Origin of the sequence: Caballeronia terrestris (genome assembly GCF_001544515.1) — a bacterium.
Classification (GTDB): domain Bacteria; phylum Pseudomonadota; class Gammaproteobacteria; order Burkholderiales; family Burkholderiaceae; genus Caballeronia; species Caballeronia terrestris.
In genome coordinates this window covers 1-3,177 of record NZ_FCOL02000225.1, presented here as the reverse complement: position 1 = coordinate 3,177, position 3,177 = coordinate 1, and the positions used below count along the sequence as shown (strand labels likewise).

Below are 3,177 nucleotides of genomic sequence, written 5' to 3'. Positions count from 1 at the left end.
CCGTCTCACCGGTGCGCAGGACCGGCTCAAGTGCGGCGTCGGCGGGGTCGTCAACAGGTTCGGCTGATTGGTAATTCATGATCGTAAGGTTGGACACAGCGCAAACCGCCATGCCACGCGATGACTAAGTATCTGCTAAAAGTGTAGGACAAACTAGTAGCCCTCCGTTTTAACAATACTGGTACTTACCCTGCGGATAGCCGTGAAACCCCCGTCATGAAAGGATAAGCAGAGGAGTTAGGTGTAAACAAGCATACGACAAACCGTTCCTCTCCCAGAAAAGTATCCTACACTTTGGCACCGACATCCATAGAGCTGAAGCTCAGGAGACACCCGATGAAAGCCTTCCACGCGCTGGCGCGGCTTGCCGCATGCGCCGCATTCGTGACTGCCAGCGTTGCCGGCACCACGAGCCAGGCCGCTACGCTGACTGTGACGCACTGGATCGACGGCATGTACGGCGTGCCCTTCGCGGTCGCGCTGGACAAGGGCTATTTCAAACAGAACGGTCTCGACGTCAGCGGCTTCATCACGTCGGAGGGCGGCGGCACGTCGGTGCGCAACGCGATGGCGTCCGAGATTCCATACGGCGAAGTCGCCTTGCCGGCGGCCATCGCCGCGATCAAGCAAGGTGTGCCGATCACGATCGTCCACAGCGGCGTGCAGAGCGTCGCGGACCTGCTATGGGTGCAGTTGAAGGACGCCAACGTGAATGGCATCGCGCAGATGAAGGGCAAGACCATCGGCTATAGCAGCCCGAAGTCGATGACCGAAATGATCACGATCGTCGCACTCGATCGCGCGGGATTGAGTGGCCAGGTTCAGCGCAAGCCCGTTGGCGCGTCCGGCACGATGATGATCGCGTTGCAGCAGCACGCCGTGGATGTCGCGTACATGACCGAACCCTCGTTCAGCGCACGCAAGGATCAGTTGAAGATCGCGTTCCGTTCGACGGACATCGTGCCCGCCGAAACACAGACCGTTGGCGTCGTGCGTACCGACTATCTCAAGGCGCATCCGGATACGGTGAAGGCGATCATCGACGCGCGCAGCAAGGGGGTGCAGTACATCATGGCGCATCGCGAGGAGTCTGCCCAAATTCTCGCGAAGGCGTACAAGATCGACCTGGCGGTCGCCAAGTCGGCAATCGACAATTGCCTCGACACGGACCCGCATTACTGGAGCACGGGCCGCTTCAACTACGCGAGCATGGACGAAGTGGTCAAGGGTCTCGTGCTGATCAAGGCGATCGAGCCGGGTCCGTTCGACTGGACGAAGATCGTCGACGAATCCATGCTGCCCGCTGGCGAGCGCTCGAAATGAGAGTGTCGACGAAAGACGTACCGCTGACGGTCGTGCCGGCCGGCGTGCCTGATCGCGCGCCCTCCGCCATTCATGCCGCCCTCACCGACGTTACCCGCAGCTACGCCGGCCAGAAGGGCAAGGCGCCCTTTCATGCGCTCGGCCCCGTCAGCCTGAATCTTGAGGCGGGCGAGTTCTTCTCGGTCGTCGGCCCGTCCGGCTGCGGCAAGTCCACGCTGCTCGACGTCATCGCAGGTCTCAATGCCGCCAGTTCCGGGACGGTCATGTTCGAAGGTTCGCCGGTACGTGACAAGGTGCCGGAAGGTGTCGCGATCGTCTTCCAGGAAGACGCGACGTTTCCCTGGCTCGACGTATACGACAACGCCGCGTTCGGCGCGCGCCGTGCCGGCGTGCCCGAGCCCGAGATCCGCGAACGTGTGGAGCATGCGCTCGCGTTCATGGGACTCAAGGCGTTCACGCATTCGTATCCGGTGCAGCTCTCCGGCGGCATGCGCCAGCGCGTGTGCATTGCCCGCGCGATGGTCGTTCGTCCGCGCCTCATGTTGCTCGACGAACCTTTCGGCGCACTCGATCAGCAAACGCGGCTGCTGATGGGCGAGGAAATGCTCAAGCTGTGGCGCGAGACGGGCGCGAGCGTGATGCTGATTACCCATTCCATCGATGAAGCCGTGCTGCTCTCCGACCGCATCGGCGTGATGTCGTCATGTCCGGGACGGTTCATCGAAACGATCCATACTGGCTGGTCGCGGCAGCGCGACAGCAACACCGCGCTCGATCCGCGCTTCGGCGAACTAACGGCGAGAGTCTGGAGCCTGCTGCGAGGCGAAGCGCTCAAGGCGCTCGGGAACCGGCCATGAAGCTCGCCGCGCGGTGGCGCCTGGCGCTGGTCGTGGTATTCGTCGTTGCGCTGGAAATCGCGAGCCGGCGCGCGTGGATCGATCCGGTCTCGTTCATTCCTCCCTCGAAAATGGCCGAAGGCGCATGGGCGCTCCTGGCGTCCGGCGAGTACACGAACGACATCCTGCAGACGCTCGCCAATGCGTCGCTCGCGGTACTGCTGGCGGTCGTGGGCGGCTTCGCTTTCGGCGTGTGTCTCTTCAAGCTGCCGCGCCTGCGCCGCGTGATCGATCCGCTGCTGCTCTCGTATTACGCGGTGCCGATCTTCGTGGTGTATCCGATGCTGATCGTCATCTTCGGCTTGAACCGCTGGCCGCTGGTCGTGATCGGCTTCCTGTTCGGCGTCGTCGCGATGGCGACCAACACGCTCAACGGACTCGAACGCGTGCCGCCCGTGCTGCTGCGCTCGGCACGCGCGATGCGCATGAGCGCCATCGACGAGATCCGGTTGATCACGCTGCCCGCAAGCCTGCCCTTCGTGTTCACGGGCGTCAAGCTGGCGGTGGTGTATGCCTTCATCGCGGTGATCGCGGGCGAGTTCGTGCTGGCGGGTTCGGGCTTCGGGTTCCGCATCGCCTACGCGTACAACAACTTCGATAATCCGACGATGTACGGTCTCATGCTTCTGTTGCTCGTCTTCGTCGGCACGCTGAACATGCTGCTGCACATGGCCGAGGAACGTCTCTACAGCCGCACCCGGAGGAACGCTGCATGAGCACACCGTCTATGTCGACGCTCAAGCCGGCCCACTCGCATCGCAAATGGAGCGATGGTTTGCTGCTCGTCGTCGTGCTCCTCACACTTTGGCAGGTCGCAAGCTCGCTGCTCGGCGCGGACGTACTGCCGGGTCCGTGGCTGACGTTCCTCAAGCTGAAGTCGATCATGAGCGACGAAGACTTCCCGGAAAACCTGCGCGTGACCTCAGTCGCGTTCGCGCTGGGCTGCGCGATATCCTCC

The 3,177-nt window shown here is 62.5% G+C and carries 3 protein-coding genes and 1 pseudogene; all 4 read left to right on the top strand.

What is annotated here, in order from left to right; all coding sequences use genetic code 11:
* Positions 1 to 336: 336 nt before the first annotated feature.
* The gene (locus AWB67_RS35640; protein WP_087660587.1) at positions 337 to 1,323 is read left to right on the top strand and encodes an ABC transporter substrate-binding protein; all 987 of its coding nucleotides are present in this window, start codon (positions 337 to 339) and stop codon (positions 1,321 to 1,323) included.
* Between the two features lie 2 nt (positions 1,324 to 1,325).
* Entirely contained in the window at positions 1,326 to 2,180 is an 855-nt protein-coding gene (locus AWB67_RS35635) for an ABC transporter ATP-binding protein (RefSeq protein ID WP_374729885.1), read from the top strand.
* Positions 2,177 to 2,935 carry an ABC transporter permease gene (locus tag AWB67_RS35630; protein ID WP_087660585.1) on the top strand — a complete coding sequence of 253 codons (759 nt, stop codon included), beginning with the start codon at positions 2,177 to 2,179 and terminating at the stop codon, positions 2,933 to 2,935. Before AWB67_RS35635 ends, AWB67_RS35630 begins: the two co-directional genes overlap by 4 nt.
* Positions 2,932 to 3,177: pseudogene (locus tag AWB67_RS35625) on the top strand (ABC transporter permease); the annotation flags it as partial. The gene AWB67_RS35630 and the pseudogene AWB67_RS35625, both read left to right, overlap by 4 nt.